Here is a 16737-nt window from a genome sequence, read left to right on the forward strand (position 1 = left end):
GGAGCGCACCGCCGTCCTCTACATGGCCACCGGCAGCGAGTGGCCCGAAACCCGGGTACGCATCGAACCTGCTCCCCTGCTCCCCTCGGAGGCGCTTCAGCAGGAGCGGATCAGATCCCTCCGGCCGTGCCCTAGCATCCTTGATCAGCTCCCCGACGCCCCGGAGCCCTATGCTCTCGGGCATCCGCGCGTCAGAGCACGCCGAGCGACGTGAGCACCACCAGGCACAGCGTCAGCGATCCGCCGAACACGCCACCGCCGTACAGGAACGCCGGGCCCTTCGGGGTGCTTGGCCTGTGGCTGATGAGGCCCGCCACGATGCCGACGATGACGGACAGCAGGAAGCAGATCACGAAGATCAACAGCTTGACGCCGAGAGACAGTTTCAAGGGTCCGAGTACCTTTCTGGCGATCGGACCGGGTGTCAGACCTCAGCCCGACCACCACGTGACACACGTGTGGTCTTGCTGAGGCCCACCGACGTCTGGGGCTCATTGGGGTTGGCCTGGCCAGAGCCGCAGGGTAGCCGTTCTCCCTTTTATGCAGGCGCAAGAAGCGACGCGCAGCCGCAATGCGGACCACTCACCTGGAACGTCGGGCCCAGGCTCGCAAAGTCACCCGTGGTGGGGGCACTGGCCCCCGGAACGGCTCCAACTCTAGCGGTTTGAAGGGAGGTTGGCGGGTCGTTGCTGGCGGCGGCCGGGGCGGTATCTCCAGAGGCCTCGTGCTGGCGGGTACGGCCTGACCGCCCCGGACGGGGGCTCCAAGCCACCGGAGACCGATCATCCTGTTCGGATCTTCTCTAGGGTTTCAGTCGCATCGGTCTCCTGGAACACGGCGGTGGCCATGGTGCCGTACTGCTGGTCGTACGACTCCGCGCCCGGTGCCGGTGACTGGCGGGGCAACACGCGTTGTTCCTGTGCAGCTGCGCGTCGCTCCCCGACTTACTGCTCTCCTCCGTACGCCGGCCGCGGCTCGCCGACGCGGCACTGACGATGAATCCCCGCAAGAAACCCGAGCTGGCCCGCGACAGCGGCCGCCGCCCGATGTGCGACGGCTGCAGCTGACCGCCACCCGGCACTCACCCCCGTCAGGGAGGATACTCAATGACGATGACGACAACCCAGCGCATCCTCGACCTCGCTGCGGCGGCACCGGCCAGCCGCGGCGAGAACCTGCTGCTGCTCATGCACGAGGCGAACCAGCTGTACCAACAGGGTCTTCAGGACCTGCACCGAGATGTGGCGACGCGTCTCGGCGGACTCGCCACCGCAGACCTGATGCTCGCTGCGGAAACGGCCGGTATGCCCTGCGATGTGTCGCAGAACCGCGACGAGGTGATCGGGCTGCTGGCCCTGGCCGAGTGGGAGATGACGCCGGCCGCAATGGCCTACGCGGAGATGGCCAAGGACGCCGCGCGCCGCGGCGTCTGCTTGATCCCCGAGGAGTAGTCCGTGGCGGTCGGGGAAAATCCTTGAGCCGCGGGCTGGACCTCCAACCGAAACTCCTGCCATTATTTGCTTTGTGAGTCGGGCTGGCTGGCTCACTGCTGACAGGACGGACGGTTCTGCCATGACCTCGCGCCGTGAGCCTCGCCTGGCCGACGCTGCCGAGATCGCGGCCGAACAGGGCCTGACACCCGCACGGATCACCGCCCTCTACACCGGGCGCGAGGCGAACGCGGCAGGCGAGCCATTCCCCGAGCCTGTCGACAAGCGCGGCCGCGCTCGCCTGTGGGACCACGCTGCGGTCACCAAGTGGTTCGCCCACCGTGCACCGGCACGTCTCGCTGAACACGCACCGCCCTCCCTCGCCCCGGAGACGCTGCTGAACGCGGCGGACGCCTCGAGGTATCTCGGCTACAAGAACACCAACCAGGTCACCACCTTCGTGCGCGACCACCCGGGCTATTTCCCCGAACCGGACGTCGTCGAAGAGAAGGGCACGGCCGAGAACCCCTACCGCCGGCAGCTGTGGAAGGTGCAGACCCTGCGGGACTGGATGGCCACCCGGCCCGGCCGCGGAAGACGAGCCGGAGCCAAGGAGGCACCGCCCCTGCCCGACGTTCCCGTCGACGGCGATCCCGACGAACTCCTGGGGGCAAGCCAGGCGGCCGCCCTGCTGGGGTACAAAAGCGTCGGCTCCTTCTCCAGTAGCCTGTCCCAAGGCAACCTTCCGCTCCTGAAGACCACGGACGGGGTCGCCGAGAATGCCGGGCGCCAGAACGGCCGCCGCCGGTGGACACGCCGGCGCATCCTCGATCAGGCCGCCCAACGGTCCAAGAAGTAGTACCCGGCAGTGAGCGGACTCCCGCGCACCGCCCCATGAACGCGGCCCCCGGTTTTTGGGAGTTGGTCCCTTGCGGGCCGGGTGCCGCACGATGGCCGGCATGGCGTGGCTCGCCACCACGCCCCGCAGCAGCACCTGCTGCTGCGGACCGGCCATCGCTTGTCTTCCAGCATTTCTTCGCTCGCCCCCCGTACTCCTGAACTCTCGCGCATCCGCGTGATCGGGCTCTGGAACCCCGACCATGGCCCCGACCACGAACGTGTTCTTGCGCTGTGACCTTGGTCGGGGTCTCGTGGTCGGGGGTTGGGTCGGGGGCTGAGGGTTGGCTCGTCTCCATGCCCCGTCCTACATCAGGTGCTGCGACCGCCGAGCTGGCGCCCAGTCCCGCTGAACCGCTGCGCTTGCAGGTCCTGACCGCTCTCGCCCTTCACCGCATGGCCACGACAGGCCAGTTGCGCCAGATGCTGCGTCCGGACAGCTCCCGCCAACTGATCTCCCGTGTGCTGAACAAGCTGCGTTCCACGGGCTTCGTCGATCTCACCCCGCTGCCGGACTCGGGCCGGTCTCGTACGCACGCCTGGTACCTCACTCCTGAGGGATCACGGCTGACCCGCGATCTCCCTGTCCTTCGGGGGCGTCCGCCGTACCCCATCACCTCGACGACCGCAGCGTCGCTGAAGACGGCGCACACGTTGACCGTCGTTCGGTCCCACCTGCCGTTTGCGGCGGACGCCCGCCGGCTCGGGCACGAGCATGGCCCGTGGGACTGGACTCCTGAGGTGGCTCACCCCATTGGTGAGGGTGAGCGGCTCGTTGCCGACGCCGTCATGCACTACACCGTCACCGACGGCGGACACCGCAGGAAGCTGCGGACGTTCATGGAGGTCGACCGTGCCACCATGAGCAGCGAGCGGCTGGCGGCAAAGTTGATCGATTACGCGCGGCTGTGGTCGTACGAGCCGCAGCTCGTCGGCCGCCAGCGCGCACGGCAGCCAACTGGCACGGGCATGGTCTGGTTGCGCTGGTATCCGGTGTTCCCTCGCATTCTCTTCGTGCTGACCGGGGCCTCCCACTACGTCCTGTACAACCGGATCAGCGACCTCCAGGCCATGGTCGCTCAGCATCCGCTCGTGGCCGCCCTAGCCCGCGAAGTGCCCATGGGTGCCGTCGTTCTGGAGGACCTCGAAGAACACGGCCCAACCAACGACGTGTGGACGCCGCTGGCTGGCGGCGAGCCCCGCTCGTGGACCGAGCTCTGACACCCCGACGACGCCTCCATGGCCGAATGTCGCCGTTCGGTCCGTGACCAGCCGTCACGGCCTGCGCCGATCCGCCGCCCATGACCGGTGTTCATCCGGCTGCGGTCAGCTGTGCGTGGATCTGTTCGCGCAGGTCACGGCCTGCTGCGGTTGTGGCGTACGGCTCGGCCTCCCGGTATAGCTCGCCGAGCCGGTCGGCGACACGCAGCGAGTGGACGGTGCCGAGCATCTCCAGGCAGCGCTCGGTCTCCTGGGCAGCACCCTCAACCTCGCCGCCGGCCAGGTACGTACGGGCGAGCCCGAGGTGATCGAAGGCCCGGCTGCGCTGACGGTGCTCGGGGCGGTCGGCCAGAGCCGCCACCACCAGGTCCGTCGACCGCCGGACATGGCGGGTGCGGGCTTGTCCTTCCTCGTGCTTGGCGGCGATCTGGTGCGCCATGCCCAGTGTGGCGTGCAGCTCGGGCAGGTCGAAGAACGCCGTGTGCGACTCCTCAGAGCCTGGTTCCACGCGTTCGTACGCATCCAGGGCACGCCCGGCGGCTGCCTCGCTGTCCGCGGTGTGGCCGAGGATCGCTTGGAACCGGGCCTCCAGCGCAGCGAGCATGGACGTCGCGGCCGGGGTGAGGTGCCGGCGTGCCCCGTACTGGGCGAGCGCGACCAGGTCGAGGGCGTCGTCCACGTGCCCGAGGTGCGACATCTGGCGGGCCATGCACTGCAGGATGTGCGCGCCGATCCGCCGATCGTCGCCCTCGGCGGCGGCGCGCAGGGCCGACACGAACGTGCGCTGCGCGGCAGTGTGCCGTCCGGCGTCGAACGTCATCCAGCCCGCAACGCTGCCAAGGTCGGCGGCCGCCGAGAACAGCTCGCGGCCCACGGCCTCGGTGTAGGTGCAGGTCTTCAGCCACGACAAGACAGCGGCGGTCTGGGCGAGGACCGCTGCGCGCGACAGGACCCCGCCGTGCCGGTTGTCCAGGTCCCGGAACGTGCTGGTCAGCTGCCGGATGCCCTCCACGTCGGACATGCCCACTCGCCGCCTGCCGCCCGACTCCGACTTCTCGGTCTCGTCCGGGCGGGACAGGGCCCACTTCTGCAACGGGTCCAGCAGCTCGCGGCCGGTGTGAACGTCGGCAGCGTCGGGGCCAGTTCGTGTGTTGGGCAGCTCGGGCAGCATGAGTTCGCTCCGGATGATCTGGCTGAGTGCGGCTATCGCCCCTGTGCGGTTCCACGGGCTGCGGATGCCGGTCGGGCCCGCCTCTCCCGGCAGGCCGATGTCGGCGTAACTGAGGTCCATGCCGGTCTCAGCGCTCAAGACCTCAACGATCAGGCGCGGCACGGGGTCGCGTGGGACGGAGCCCTTCAGCCACGCCCGTACCCGGCTCTCATCGGTCGCCAGCCCGGTGATGCCCTGTATCGCGCCTCGCTCGGTGACCAGGCGGGCCAGCCGGTTGCGGGACAGGCCGCACCGGTTCATCCAGTGAGCCAATAAGCTGTTCGGCTGCCTGTCGAGCGGGGGCCGGCCCATCGGTACGCCTCCTGCTGCCATCGGAAATGGCGGGCCTTCCAGGGTATGGGCCAGGCCGTAACTCGCCTACAGAGCAGCGTAATTCGCCGCAAAGCACCGGTTGGTGGCCCGCCGCGCACCGAGGTGCACCGGGTGCGCGGCGATCTGGCAGCACCGCCCTTCACCGCCCGGCACCGACTCCCACGCGGGCATTCGAACCGGTGTGCTGTGAGTGCGCCGGAAAGCCCGGCGAGAGAGGGGTGGAGGAACCCATGCAGCAGGAACAGCACTCCAGCAGCCTCCCCGTGCTGCACACGGAGGACGTCGACGCGGTGACCCTCGGCCGCGACATGGAGGGATACCGCGAAGGCGCGCTGGAGTGGGTCCGCATCTGACCGCTCCGTCCAGCGCCCTCCCCTGAGCACGACTGCACCACCGGCCGCGCCGCCCGGCGCAGGCCGTCACAGCAGACAGGAAGGAACTCGCATCGTGAACGCCACCATCACCCAGACCGCCCCGGACACCGCGGCCACCGTGGCCACCGCGCAGCTGCCCGTCCTGGCGTCGGCCGACGTCGACGAGGTCACCCTCGGCCGCCAGGCCTTCAACGACTCCGACAAGTCGAACTACTTCGAGGGCTGACCGACCAGCGCCTTCGAAACCTGGGGCGGGGCGGCGTGAAGCCGCGCCGCCCCAACACCTTTTCGGCAGCAGCGAGAGGAGCGGGACGCGATGGAAGGGATATGGCTGGCCGGTGGCGCCTTCGACGCCCCGGCGGGCGCCGTCCGCACGGCTCGGGTGTGGCACACCCCAGATGCCAGCGTGCGGGTGGTGACGGCAGGAGCGGTCCACGCCGTGGTGGCCGGAATGTGCCGGGGCGACGACGCTGAGGTCTTACACGGGGCCGAAGCGGTCGCTCAGGGGCGGATCGAGGAGATCACCGCCATGGGCGGCTCGTACTGGATGGTCGTGCGCGACACCGAACGGCGGCTCACGGTCGTGGCGGGTGATCTCGCCGAGAACCGGGGCGTGTTCACGGCGGCCACCGACCGGGGGCCGGTGTGGGCGACGGACGCCGCACTGCTCGCGGCTCAGCTCGGCCGGGGACCGGACCTGGAGCTGCTGACGGCCCGGATCACGGTGGGATCGGCGGAGCACTGGCCCGGACGGTCGGTGTGGTCGGGCATCGAGCGGGTGCCCGGAGGGCACGCCCTGGTCCTGGAAGACGGCACCGCGCGCACCGTCGACGTCCGGCCCCGCCCGGACGGGCGGAGCCTGGAGGCGGGCGCCGTGGAGGTCGGGGCGACGCTGTGGGAGGCAACGCAGGCGTACGCCAACGAGGTGGGGCCGCGGGTCAGCGCGGACCTGTCCGGCGGCCTGGACTCCTCGACCGTCGTCATCGCCGCCGCGGCCGTGAGCCAGATCGTGGCCGTGACCTACGGCGGTCCGCTCGCCGACGGCGAGGACACGCATCTGGCGCGGCAGGTCGCCGAGTACGTGGGCGCCGAGCACCACGTCAGCCCCGGAGGGCTGGCAAGCGCGCACTTCTCCCGCTGGCCTTCAGCAGTCCCCCACTCGCCGGTCCTGCCGGTGTCGTCGTATCCGCTGGACGCCGACTACCTTCCGCCCGCACGCGGCGTCTCGCCTGTTCACCTGACCGGGCACGGCGGGGACGTCGTGCTGGAGTCATCGACGGCCGCCTGGACGGCGCTCGCGCAGCAGGGGCAGATGCGGCGGGCGCGGGCGGCCGTGACCGCGCAGGCCCGCCGGGTCAACACTGCGCCCGGCCCGCTGTGGCGGGCCGTGAAGGACGCGGCGCGGGGACGGCCGTACGCGCTCTGCCGGGCAGCGGAGGCGGTCGCGCAGGGGCAGTTGCTTGGTGACGGGCTCGGGGTGTGGACGTGGTGCCCGATCGGTGAGGCCGCCCATTGGCTCACCCCGTACGGGCGGCAGGCGGTCGCCGGGATGCTCGACGCCTCCGGCCGGGCGGTGGGCGACGTCGACGCCGGCGAGTGGGACGACTGGAGCGCGCTGCGTTACAACGGCGCCGGCATGCGCGACAGCTGGCCCCTGTTCCTTGAGCATGGCGTGCTCCAGGTCAGCCCGTTCTTGGACAACGACGTTGTACGGGCGTGCCTGCGGATCAGTGCGGGCGAGCGGCGCCGCCCCGGCGTGTATAAGCCCCTGCTGGGCCTGGCCCGCCCCGATCTGCCGCGCTGGCTGACCGGCCGCCAGTCAAAGGGCCACTTCACCGTGCTGCTGTACGAGGGGCTGCGCGCCCGCCGCCAGGAACTGCACCAGGTGATCGACGCCAGCGAGCTGGTGAGTTGCGGGCTGATCGACCCTGCCGCCGTGCACACGGCGCTGGAGGCGGCGACGGCGGGCATCGGTCGGCCACCGCTGCCCGCGCTGGAGGCCTTCCTGATCACGTCGTGGTGGCTGGCCCGCGCCACCGCCCGGACCGCGGTGGCAGGTGCGCAGTGATGCTCGTGCCGCCCGGCGTGCACCGGGCCCACCTCGGCGACGACGCCGTGGCCGTACTGAGCGTGGACACCGGCAAGTGGCAGTGGATGAATACCGCCACGGAGCGCATCTGGTCGGCGGCGCTGTCCGGCACCGTGCCCGAACTGGTGAACCAGATGCGGGCGCAGGGGGTTCCCGGTGACGTCGAGGCGATCGTCACCGGCACCATCGAGCAACTGCAGCAGGGCGGGCTGCTCACCGACGCAGGTCTTGGCTCGCCGGTGCTGCCGCCGCCCATGCCCGCGGTGACCGCTGTGGCCACGCCCTGCTCCCGACCCGGTTGGACGGTGCGGATGATGGCCAGGGTGGGGCTGGCCCTGGCCCTCGCTGTGATGCGGCTGCCGATGAGCGCCCGGATGCGGCTGCTGAACGGCCTGCGGTTCCTGCCGTCCGCGCCGCCTTCCGTGGCCGCGTCGGCGGCGGCCGCCGTGCTGCTGGTCCGGCCTGCCTGCTGGCCGGGCCGCATCGCCTGTATGGAAGTCTCGCTCGCCACCGTCCTCACCATCGGGCTGCAGGGGCGGCGAGCGCACTGGGTGCTCGGGGCGCGACGCCTACCCAACGAGGCGCACGCCTGGGTGTGGACACCGGCCGGCGCCCTCGGCCTGTCCGGACGCGACGTCGACGACCCGCGACGCCCCTGGGTCGGCGTCGCCGCCGCACCCCCCATTCACTCGTTCGAGTGAATGGGAAGTTGCGGAACTGACGCCGCCGGTGGCCCACCTGCCTTTTTGCGGCAGGGGGTCGCGTAAACCGGCGTGCCCGGCGGCGGGCGGGACCTCTACACCAGACAGGTGACTGCAGAACCCGCCCCCGCGATCGGCCCTGCGCCGGTCATGCGGTACGTCGACGACCAACGCGAAGGCACCCTGGGCCTGGCCGCAACCGCCCGCCGTCTGCCCGCCGTCCTTGCCCGCACCGTGCGGCTGGCCTGGCACGCCGACCGCCGTGCCCTGATCTCGATGCTCGCCGCGCAGGCGGCGGCCGCCGTCCTGGCCGCGCTCGCCCTCACCGCGACCACAACGCTGATCGCTGTGGTCCTGGACGCGACCGCCGCCTACGGCCGTAACGAGCCTGTCGGTCCCGTCCTGCGCGGCGCCGTTGTGCCGGCCGTGTGGGTGGCCGCCGCGCTCGTCGGGGCCGCACTGTGTGACACCGCAGCCCGCGCGGCCGCCGCTCGCCTCAGCCCCGCCGTGTTCCGGGAGGCCGACCTGCGCGTCCTGGACGCAGCCGCCTCTGTCGAACTGGTCGCCTACGAACATCCCGGCTTCGAGGACCGTCTCGAAGCAGCGGGCAAGGGCGCAGAGTCGGCCCGCGACCTCGTCCTCGACGTCCAAAGCGCCCTCTCCGTCCTCGCGCAGCTGGCCGCCGTCACCGCCGTGGTCGCCACCCTCGACTCCATCCTCATGGGCCTGCTCCTGCTGACCGCCGCGCCCCGCGCCTACGCCTCACTGCGGGCCGCCCGCCTCGAGCACGCGGCGGCGACCGCAGCCCGCTCCGACACCCGCCTGCGCGCGACCCTGCGCGGCTACAGCACCGACCGCAACACCGCAGCGGAAATCCGCGCCGCCCTGATGGGCCCCTTCCTCTCCGCCCGGTACCGGCAAGTCTCCGACCGGCTCGAGGCCGAGGCACTGGCGGCCGCGGTGCGGGGCCTGCGCGTCCAGCTTGCCGGCGACGCGGTATCGGCGATCACGCTGTGCGGAACGTTCGCGGCGCTGGCTGGACTCGTCGTCTCCGGGCGCCTGGAGGCGGCAGCGGCCGGGACCGCGCTGTTCGCCCTGCGCACCGCCACCGCCGCTCTGACGACGCTGACCCGGGCAGCGGCGCGGGTCTTCCGCACCGGCCTCTACCTGGACGACTGGGCAGCGTTCCTCGACGAGGCTGACCGCCACCGCACCCACCGCGGCACCCGCCCCCTGCCCGCCGACGGCCCCAACGTCATCAGCGCACGCGCCGTCACCTTCTCCTACCCGGGCAGCGACCGCCCCGCCGTCGACCAGGCCGACCTCGACCTCAAACGCGGTGAGATCGTCGCCGTCGTCGGGGAGAACGGCTCGGGCAAGACCACGCTCATCCACCTGCTCACCGGCCTGTACCTGCCCGACGCCGGCGAAGTCACCTGGGACGGGGTGAACCTCGCCGAGGCCCAACCCGCCGACGTATGGCGACACGTGGCGATGACACCACAGGAGTACACCCGCTGGCCCCTGACCGCCCGCGAGAACATCACCCTCGGCACCCCGAGCGAGCAGCGTGACGCCGCGGTGCTGGAAGCCGCCCGCGCCAGCGGAGCAGACCGCGTCCTTAACAGCCTCCCGGCCGGACTAGACACCTCACTCGCACGCTCCTGGTGGGGCGGACACGACCTCTCAGGCGGGCAATGGCAGCGGATCGCGCTCGCACGCTCCTTCCACGCCGACGCCGCCGTACACATCCTCGACGAACCGACCGCCGCTCTCGACGCCCGCGCCGAACGCCAGGTCTTCGACAAATTCCGCGAACTCGCAAACGGACGCACGGCCCTGGTCATCACACACCGGCTCGCCAACGCACGCATCGCAGACCGCATCATCGTCATGGCCGACGGCCGCATCACCGAATCCGGCACCTACAAGGAACTGCTCGCACAGGACGGGCTATTCGCCCAGCTGCATCACCTGCAGGACGGCGCCGAAGGCTGACGCCCCAGTGCCGATAAAAGTGGCAGCCAGGCAGAAACGGCGAAGGCCCCGGACCAAGCTCCGGGGCCCTCTATCTCCACTGAACGGCCCGGTTGTCTCGTCGATCTCGTCGACGCGTTGGCGGAGCCTGTGGAGTGGAACGACGATCGCGTCTGCGCCCTGTCCAGCATCAAGGTCTGCAGTGTCCTCGGCGCGGCGAAGGGCGTGGCGCAGCCAGCGCACGGCCGTCCGACCGCGGCCAGCGTCGAGGGCCTCTTGGACCTCGTCGAGCCAGTTCTGAGCGCTTTGCGCATCGGCGGCCTTGGATGTGCGCAGCGGCTGGGCGTCCTGGAGAAGTTCGGCGGCAACGGCCCGAAGCCGTACCTCCGAGCGTGCTGCCCGGGCCGCTTCCACTGCTGTTGCTCTGATGAAGAGTCCCGCGACGGCAGCACCGATCCACAAGAACCAGGGTGAGGAACTGCCGCTCATACCCAGTTCGGCCCGCACCTTCCGGGCCAGAGCGGGCAGCGTCAAGGCGCCGAGCAGCAGGACCGGCCAGACGATGGCGAGCCCACGTATGTGGCGGTCCCGTTCCTCCTGTGCGAGTCGCATACCGAAGCACATCGGGATCAGCAACTGTGAAGCGCTGAACACGGGAATGGCGACGAGAACGACCGTGAAGGAAGCCTCGGGTCCGGTGGTGGGGAACATGGACAGCGTCTCCTTGAGGACGCCGATGGCGTGGGACGGCGGCGACCAGCTTATGAACCGGCTCTGACAACAGACCTCGCGGTCGCCGGCCGTCACCGCGCCAAGGGGTGGTGGCCTTAGGCCTGGTGGAAGAGCGGGGGAAGCAGGCCATCGCCCGGCCAGAGATCCTGCTCGGCGACGAGGCAGGCGAGGAACATGTCGACCTCGGCCAGGACGGCGGCACGCTCCTTCGGCCCGTAGGTGATGAACTCGTTGGCGGCGGCGTCGAAGGCGCGCACCTGGTTGTTCGGGCCGGCGCAGATGAGTGCGCGCCCGATCTCGGGCAATCCGAGGCTGAGGGCGTCGCACTCCCCGGTGCGGACGAGGTGCACGAGGTCGGTGGTGACCTTCTCCCAGTCTCCGACCCACGGCCAGCCTGCACCGCCGTCCAGTTCGTGGGTGAGGGTGGAGAGCGGGATGATCTCGCCCGGCGTGCGTCCGTGGGTGAGGCGGTCGTGAATCCGGGCGCCGTCGGGCTGTTGCACCTGGGGGTGGAGCAGGGATGCGGCGGCGACCACGGTGGTGTTGATCTCCTGTGCGCCATCGCCGGGGTAGTACGGCTCGTGTGCGAAGAGCAGATACACGTTCGTGGTGCGGACTGCGTCGTCGGCCTGGGGCTGAGCCATGGGTCGGTATCCCTTCAGCGGTGAAGTGCCGGTTGTGGACGAAGGTGTTGGCCGTGCCGCTGGTTCGAAGCCGGGCGGGAGGAGGCCCAACGGGCCTTCGCCACCGCGGGGCTGGTCGGCCTCGCCGGAGGCCGGCTCGGCGCGATGCGCTCCAGGCTCTGGGCGACTTGATCGGCGAGCTGGACCATCAGCCATTCCCGGTCGATGAGGCGCGTCGAGGCCGAGCGGGTGTCCTGGTTGTGGAGCAGGCCGGCGGCGACCCACAGAAGGTTCTGGCCGATCTCGGCCGAGCGGCGCAGTTCGTAGCGGTCGCTGCCAGCGGCGGCCTGGACGATGCAGGTGTGCAGGGCGGCGAGGCGCTGCAGGTTCTGGCAGGCGGCGTCTGATTCGACGCTGCGGACGTGTTCGCGGGCCCGGTCGTCGAGCCGGTCGGGCAGGTGCTCGGTGAGCAGCGGGGCGAGCAGCATCACCGGCAGCACGAGGTCGGCAGGGATGCCACGGTTGAGGGCGAACAGGGCAGCGAAGAGGCTGATGACGGCCACGAGAACCGCGGAGAGTCGCAGGGATGCGGGGCTTGTATGGGTCAGGGCGATGCGGTGGGCGGGACGCCTGGTCAGCCAGCGCACCGCCAGCCGCTGTGTCGTCGTCGCGCCCGGGGTGAGCACCCCGATCTGTCGAGGGAGGTTGGGCAGGGTGCCGTCGCCGGGCACGGTCCAGGTCAGCCAGCCCGACCCGGTGCGCTCGTACACGAGCACGGGCTCGCGCGTGCCGGTGCACGCGGTGTCGCGGCAGACGTGTCCGGTCAGCAGCGCGCGGGATCGTTCTTCCTCCCACCGTCGCGGATCGCGGGCGAAGGGACGGAGAGGCTGCTGGGGTGCCCTCCGCGGTGGTGTGCGGAGCGTGTCCGTCATGAAGTGCTCGCTTCCAGAGGGTCGGTCAGGGCAGAGGTGCAGGTGGCGCAGCGGCCGTCGCCGTCGGGGTGTGCGCGGCGGGGAGTCAGACCTGGACAGGTGCGGCACAGCGGCCAGTCGAGGCAGGCAGGGCAGAGGTCTTCACCGGGGGCGGTGCCGGGCCGGCCGCAGCCCGCGCATTCGACGAGCGCCCGGTAGGTGAGCGCCTGGTCGACCGTGCGGTCGGCGGCGGAGGTCGTGGAGGGCTGCGCAGTCCGCGCGGCCTCGTCCGGGTCGGTGTCGTCGACACTGGCAACGGGCGGCGGGTAGAGCTGGGCGGAGCGCAGTCGGGCGGCAACGATCGCGTCGACAGAGGTGCGGATCCGGCTTGGCAGGGGGCGGCTGGTGATGACGTGGCGCAGCTGCTCGGAGCTCCAGCCGGCGTCCAGCATCGCGGTCATGACCCGGCCCTGGTCGCACAGGGCCTTCTCCTGTAACAGCAGTTCGGGATGGGCCGACCCGATCGACAGCAGCAACCGGGTGCCCGGATCCAGATCCTGCGGCGCCGGCGTGACCGTCCCCTTCGGAGGCGCAGCCGGGCGGCCGCTCGTGCGCTCGCCGCGGGCGCACGGAGGGACGGAGCTGGTGTTCTGCTTGTTGGTCTTCTTACTGATGGTGTTCTTTGTGGGGCGGTCAGCCAACGTAGGGTTATCCAGTCCTGGATTTCCCGACTCTGGTTGTGACCTGGTGTTTTGCAGGGCAGGCAGGTCGGTTATGAAGTACGTTGCCGAGCCGAGCGTGCCGTCGGAGTTGCGGTCGCGGTCCCGCTGCAGGAAGCCGTAGCGCTCAAGCTCCTCCAGCCCGGTCGTCACCGCATCCACGCCCTCACGACCACGCCGGGCCAAGTCCGCGACCGTCATGTGCCAGCCCTCGCGATGGGTGCTGATCAGTCCGAACAGCCCCTTCGCCTTGAAGGACATGCGGTGGTCTCGGAACAGGCCGTTGGCGATCTGGGTGAACTGGTCACCGGCCATCACACCGCGGCGGATGCCCCTGCCGCAGTCGCCCCGATCGTCCGTGGATGCCATCGGCGCGTGGAGCCTCGTGGCGGCGTCCGCCATGAGGGCGTCAACGAAGGTGGGGTGGTCGGTGATGGAGTAGACGATCTCGCCGAGGGTGCCCTTCGTACGGCGCAGGCGTTCCCGGATCAGGTAGCCGTGGGTCTCCAGTTCCTGCAGCCCGGTGCGTACCGCATCCCGTCCGTCGGGACCGGAGCGGACGAGGCCGGCGACGGTCACCTGCCAGCCGTCCTGGTGGGTGCTGATGTATCCGAAGATTCCTTTCGCCCTGTAGGAGAGGCGGTTGTCGCGGAACAGACCGTTGGCGATCTGGGTGAACTGGTCGCCGGCCATGGCCCCGCGGCGGATCCGTGCTCCGGTCATCGCGCGTCCGCAAGCGCGCTGTGCGTGCCGCAGCCGGGGCATCCCAAACCGCTCGCGGACGCGAGACGGTTGGTGCCGAGAGGCGAGGTAACGGGCGTGAGATCCATGCCAGGCAGCTCATCTGCCGACGCCGACCAGGACGGCGGCCACAACCCCCGACCATCGATCACGCTCCAGCAACATGCGCGCTGGGCTGCCATGGTCGGGGCGTGGTCGGCCCCGACCAGCCGTCGCGGCAGTGCCAGGCGGGCAGCTCGTGGTGCTCATGACGGGCAGGGCTGTGCGCGGTTCAGATCGGCCATGTCCGGCGTCGTGCTCCGCTTCTCCCGGGCGTACCTCATCGCAGGTGACGTACGCGCGCCCTGGCATTCTTCATGAGTCACGACAGCGGTTGTTCAGCATTCTGGGAGGCACCCGAACTCCTCCGTGTTCGATGTTCACGAGAAACGACAGCACCCCGCCCAAGGCGTCCGACGGCTTACCGGAGGCTCCAGCGGGGAGGAGGTTTCGTTCCTCAAGCGGCTATCAGCGGCGGCCGCTGCCGCCATCCCATTCCTCGATGGCTGGCAGCAGTTCCACGGGCACCGCGCAGGCCAGGCAGCCCATCGTGTTGGGGCGGAGGTCTGGAGGGTTCAGAGTGTGTGCGGCGCGGCGTTAGTCGATCAAGCGGCCGGCAGTGGCGATGATGGGGCGGGAGGTGTATTCCATGGGCGAGTACGTCGAGGCCAACGGAACCACGATCTGGACCGAGAGCCGTGGCCAAGGGCCCGACATCCTGCTGATCGCGGGGCTGAGCGACCCCGCCGAGGCGTGGCAGGCGCAACTCGACGGGCTGTCGGACCGGTACCGGGTCATCACGTTCGACAACCGGGGGTCTGGGCGGACGCCGTTGCCCGACGGGCTCATGTCCGTGGCCATGATGGCCGACGACGCCGCAGAACTGCTCCGGGTACTCCGGGTCGACAGGGCGCATGTCGTCGGCTATTCGGGTGGCAGTGTGATCGCTCAGGAGCTGGCCCTCCGTCACCCTGAGGCCGTCCGCAGCCTCGTTCTCACGAGTACCTGGGCCCGGGCGGACGCCTACTTCACCGCCATGGCCCGCTTTTGGCACTGGCTAGCGACGGGGGCGCCCGACGAGCGCGCCATGCTGGAGGCGTTCTACCTGTGGATCTACACGCCGCGCGCCCACGCTGACGGCACGGTGCAGCGGTTCATCGACGAAACGCTCGCCTTCCCGTACCCGCAGTCCGCCGAGGCTTTCCAGCGTCAGCTGGAGCCGTTCATGCGGCACGACACGCTCGACCGGCTGTCCGGAATCACCGCGCCAACTCTCGTCCTGGCCGGCGAACGGGACATCGCCGCGCCACCGCAGCTCGGGCGGGTCGTGGCCGACGCCATCCCGGGCGCCCGCTTCGAGGTCATGGCGGAGGAGGCCCACCAGCCGTTCCAGGAGTCCCCGGACGTGTTCAACGCACGGGTTGAGGACTTCTGGCGCGAGGTCGTTGGCGAGACCCGGCCGTCCTGATCAACAGCGCGCGCCCCGGACCAGACGACCGCCGTCAGTGTCTACACCATGAGCGCCGGGCGACTTGGCCATCATGGCCGCGCTGCTGGCGCTGGCTGGCGTGAGCATCAGTGGGCCGGCTCTTACCCGATCCCGCCGCACCCGCTGACCGCAGCGGATCTTCGACTCGCTGACGGAGGCTGGCTGTCTCCCAAACTGGTGGACAAGTGCTGTCCGTTCTCGCGTGCAGAGCCACGCGCCCCAAGTTGTAGGCGTCGCCTCGAGCGCGTGCACCTCTGCATCGTCTCGGTAGGAGGTGGTGCGGCCACCCTTGAATGGCAGTCCCGGTCTGATCTTTTGGCGTCGACGCAACCCCTGCCACTTCGGCAGGGGTTTTTCCGTGCCCGGCCCGTCGACCACCAGATGAGATCTCGGAGCCGACGGAAGCCGGCACGGAGGAGTGGGGCTCGAGGGCTCGCGTTCCAGCGTCGCGCTCGTCGTGACGTGGATCTGCTGAACGCGCTCCTCGAGGTCGAGTTGCGGGGCTAACCCCTGAGTTCTCCATCGTCCTGACCGCCGTCCCCGTCCGGACGGCCAGACCCTTCCGATACAGCTCTTGGAGGAGCAGTGAGCAACGAGCAGGGAACCCCCAGGTCCGGATCCGACCGGCGATGCGGTCGATGGGGGTCCGGCGCAGCCCGTGCAGAAGGCCGGGGTCAAGGCTTCGGAGCGGAACGACTTCGCGAAGAAGGCCGGCCTGGCCGCGATCGGGGGAGCGTTCTCCGGAACGTTCCGCGTCGTGGCTGCCTCGATCCGCGACGCCATCCTCGGGGGTTCCGGAGCGGAATGAGGCTGCCCGCTTCGGCGGGCCAACCATTACTGACGCGGTGGTGGCCAAGCAGCTCCGGTGCAGCGGTGGTGAACTGCCCGGCATGCCGACCGCTCCCAGGCACTGCGCTCCAGGGGGTCGGCTGCTCGGCCGAAGCTGAGCGAGGCCCTGTTCATGGTCTTGGGAGCGGGAGTTGGTCTGAGGGCCGGTCGCCCGCGGGGGGCCGGATCAGACCTGGGACCCTGACCAGGATCAAGACGCTGATCGGGCGCCGGTTCCACAAGACGCTCTCACTTTCGACCATCGCCGAGATGCTGCACCGCCACGAGTTCAGCCACCAGGTCCCGGCCCGGCAGGCGCTGAAGCGGGACGAGTACAAGGTGCCCGGCTGGGTGAAGGACACGTGGCCCCAGGTGGAAGCACCGCGGTGGGGCCCGGGGGAGTCGCCAGACAGGAGCCGCTCC

At 70.2% G+C, this 16737-nt stretch carries 16 protein-coding genes and 1 pseudogene; 11 read left to right on the forward strand and 6 right to left on the reverse strand.

The genetic code is table 11. The features are described 5' to 3' along the window. Nucleotides 1–191 precede the first annotated feature (191 nt). Nucleotides 192–389, reverse strand: a complete 198-nt coding sequence (locus tag IF78_RS0139375) for a hypothetical protein (protein WP_031487304.1) — start codon at nucleotides 387–389, stop codon at nucleotides 192–194. A 717-nt stretch (nucleotides 390–1106) separates the two neighbouring features. Here IF78_RS0139375 and IF78_RS0139385 point away from each other — a divergent pair. The 3 genes from IF78_RS0139385 to IF78_RS0139395 all read left to right on the forward strand — a co-directional run bounded on the left by IF78_RS0139385 (nucleotide 1107) and on the right by IF78_RS0139395 (nucleotide 3548). Continuing rightward, nucleotides 1107–1451, forward strand: coding sequence for a hypothetical protein (locus IF78_RS0139385; protein ID WP_031487305.1), 345 nt, complete (start codon nucleotides 1107–1109; stop codon nucleotides 1449–1451). Nucleotides 1452–1572: 121 nt separating this feature from the next. Beyond that, nucleotides 1573–2289 carry a hypothetical protein gene (locus IF78_RS0139390; protein ID WP_031487306.1) on the forward strand — a complete coding sequence of 239 codons (717 nt, stop codon included), beginning with the start codon at nucleotides 1573–1575 and terminating at the stop codon, nucleotides 2287–2289. 335 nt (nucleotides 2290–2624) lie between these two features. Continuing rightward, the gene (locus IF78_RS0139395) at nucleotides 2625–3548 is read left to right on the forward strand and encodes a replication-relaxation family protein (protein WP_031487307.1); all 924 of its coding nucleotides are present in this window, start codon (nucleotides 2625–2627) and stop codon (nucleotides 3546–3548) included. Nucleotides 3549–3639: 91 nt separating this feature from the next. On the opposite strand, the gene IF78_RS0139400 is transcribed toward IF78_RS0139395, so the two are convergent. After that, nucleotides 3640–5091 (reverse strand): NsdA family TPR-like regulatory protein, encoded by a 1452-nt coding sequence (locus tag IF78_RS0139400; protein ID WP_483316152.1) that lies wholly within the window; start codon nucleotides 5089–5091, stop codon nucleotides 3640–3642. Between the two features lie 230 nt (nucleotides 5092–5321). On the opposite strand from IF78_RS0139400, the gene IF78_RS50550 reads away from it, so the two are divergent. From IF78_RS50550 to IF78_RS0139425, 5 genes are all read left to right on the forward strand, one after another. Further along, the gene (locus tag IF78_RS50550) at nucleotides 5322–5444 is read left to right on the forward strand and encodes a hypothetical protein (protein ID WP_267882994.1); all 123 of its coding nucleotides are present in this window, start codon (nucleotides 5322–5324) and stop codon (nucleotides 5442–5444) included. A gap of 94 nt (nucleotides 5445–5538) precedes the next feature. After that, nucleotides 5539–5691 carry a hypothetical protein gene (locus IF78_RS48725; RefSeq protein WP_158751640.1) on the forward strand — a complete coding sequence of 51 codons (153 nt, stop codon included), beginning with the start codon at nucleotides 5539–5541 and terminating at the stop codon, nucleotides 5689–5691. 90 nt (nucleotides 5692–5781) lie between these two features. Beyond that, the gene (locus IF78_RS0139415; RefSeq protein ID WP_051828574.1) at nucleotides 5782–7533 is read left to right on the forward strand and encodes an asparagine synthase-related protein; all 1752 of its coding nucleotides are present in this window, start codon (nucleotides 5782–5784) and stop codon (nucleotides 7531–7533) included. Further along, nucleotides 7533–8255, forward strand: coding sequence for a lasso peptide biosynthesis B2 protein (locus tag IF78_RS48075; RefSeq protein WP_051828576.1), 723 nt, complete (start codon nucleotides 7533–7535; stop codon nucleotides 8253–8255). The genes IF78_RS0139415 and IF78_RS48075 overlap by 1 nt, the downstream gene beginning before the upstream one ends. A gap of 108 nt (nucleotides 8256–8363) precedes the next feature. Further along, nucleotides 8364–10253: an ABC transporter ATP-binding protein gene (locus IF78_RS0139425; protein WP_234439961.1), complete on the forward strand. Its 1890-nt coding sequence runs from the start codon at nucleotides 8364–8366 to the stop codon at nucleotides 10251–10253. Here IF78_RS0139425 and IF78_RS0139430 read toward each other — a convergent pair. The 4 genes from IF78_RS0139430 to IF78_RS45255 form a co-directional block, all read right to left on the reverse strand. Beyond that, entirely contained in the window at nucleotides 10209–10943 is a 735-nt protein-coding gene (locus IF78_RS0139430) for a hypothetical protein (protein ID WP_031487312.1), read from the reverse strand. The genes IF78_RS0139425 and IF78_RS0139430 overlap by 45 nt on opposite strands. 116 nt (nucleotides 10944–11059) lie before the next feature. After that, entirely contained in the window at nucleotides 11060–11608 is a 549-nt protein-coding gene (locus IF78_RS0139440; RefSeq protein WP_031487313.1) for a hypothetical protein, read from the reverse strand. A 14-nt stretch (nucleotides 11609–11622) separates the two neighbouring features. Further along, a complete protein-coding gene (locus tag IF78_RS48080) occupies nucleotides 11623–12519 on the reverse strand; it encodes a hypothetical protein (protein WP_031487314.1) in 897 nt (298 codons plus the stop codon). Continuing rightward, entirely contained in the window at nucleotides 12516–13940 is a 1425-nt protein-coding gene (locus tag IF78_RS45255) for a hypothetical protein (RefSeq protein WP_031487315.1), read from the reverse strand. The genes IF78_RS48080 and IF78_RS45255 overlap by 4 nt, the downstream gene beginning before the upstream one ends. Before the next feature lie 706 nt (nucleotides 13941–14646). On the opposite strand from IF78_RS45255, the gene IF78_RS0139455 reads away from it, so the two are divergent. The 3 genes and pseudogenes from IF78_RS0139455 to IF78_RS50085 form a co-directional block, all read left to right on the forward strand. Beyond that, nucleotides 14647–15465, forward strand: a complete 819-nt coding sequence (locus tag IF78_RS0139455) for an alpha/beta fold hydrolase (protein ID WP_031487316.1) — start codon at nucleotides 14647–14649, stop codon at nucleotides 15463–15465. Between the two features lie 679 nt (nucleotides 15466–16144). Continuing rightward, a complete protein-coding gene (locus tag IF78_RS48730; RefSeq protein WP_158751642.1) occupies nucleotides 16145–16294 on the forward strand; it encodes a hypothetical protein in 150 nt (49 codons plus the stop codon). A gap of 96 nt (nucleotides 16295–16390) precedes the next feature. Next, a pseudogene (locus IF78_RS50085) lies at nucleotides 16391–16701 on the forward strand (helix-turn-helix domain-containing protein); the annotation flags it as partial. Nucleotides 16702–16737 lie beyond the last annotated feature (36 nt).

It is taken from the genome of Streptomyces bicolor (genome assembly GCF_000719285.1).
Taxonomy (GTDB): Bacteria; Actinomycetota; Actinomycetes; order Streptomycetales; family Streptomycetaceae; genus Streptomyces; species Streptomyces bicolor.